General features: G+C 79.6%; 1 protein-coding gene and 1 pseudogene. Both read left to right on the top strand.

From position 1 onward, the window contains the following. Positions 1-444 (top strand): annotated as a pseudogene (locus tag ABEB16_RS22270) (DEDD exonuclease domain-containing protein); the annotation flags it as partial. Continuing rightward, entirely contained in the window at positions 441-722 is a 282-nt protein-coding gene (locus ABEB16_RS22265) for an Lrp/AsnC family transcriptional regulator (protein ID WP_345714338.1), read from the top strand. The pseudogene ABEB16_RS22270 and the gene ABEB16_RS22265, both read left to right, overlap by 4 nt. The last annotated feature ends 106 nt before the right edge of the window (positions 723-828 follow it).

Below are 828 nucleotides of genomic sequence, written 5' to 3'. Positions count from 1 at the left end.
GCCGCGCAGCGGCGCGCGCCGCTGGTGGCGTGCCCGGAGGTGGTCGCCGCCCGCCGCCCCGACCGCGCGGCGGGCTGGCCCGAGGGCGGCTGGGAGCTCGTGCTCGTCCGCCACGGGCGGCTGGCGGGCACGACGGTGACCCCCCGCGGCGCGGACCCGATGCCGTACGTGGCGGCGCTGCGGGCCGCGGGCGAGGTGGTCGAGCCCCCCACCCCCGCCCGCCCGGCGGCCCTGGCCGCGGAGACCGACCGCGTGCTGGCCTGGCTGGAGCAGCCGGGGGTGCGCCTGGTGGAGGTGGTGGGTGCCGAGGAGACCCCGTGGGCCAGCCCGCTGCACGGGGCAGCCGGTGCCCGGCACCGCTGGAGCGCGGCGCCGGGAGCCCCGCACGTGCCGGCGGGCGCCCCCGGGCCGGTGCCCGGCGGCGGGGCTACGCTGCCGGGGTGATCACCGCGATCGTGCAGGTGCAGACGGACGGACGGCGCATCCCCGAGGTCGCCGAGGCGCTGGCCGAGATCCCCGGCGTCTCGGAGGTGTACTCCGTCACCGGTGACGTCGACCTCGTCGTGATGGTGCGGGTGCGCCGGCACGAGGAGCTGGCCGACGTCATCGCGGGGCGGGTCAACCGGGTCGACGGCGTGGTCGACACCGTGACGAACATCGCCTTCCGCGCCTACTCCCGCCACGACCTGGCGAGCGCCTTCTCCCTGGGCCTGGACGGCTGAGGCCCCCGCCCCCGCCGGGACCGGGGTGGGTGCCTCAGGCGGTGGCGCGCACCCAGCGCTGCAGCACGGCGGCGGCGGCGCCGGAGTCCAGGGACTCCTCCGCGCG

The organism is Kineococcus glutinatus (assembly GCF_039542765.1).
GTDB lineage: Bacteria > Actinomycetota > Actinomycetes > Actinomycetales > Kineococcaceae > Kineococcus_A > Kineococcus_A glutinatus.
Note: the sequence above shows the minus strand (reverse complement) of the source record. Positions and strands in the feature narration are given on the sequence as shown.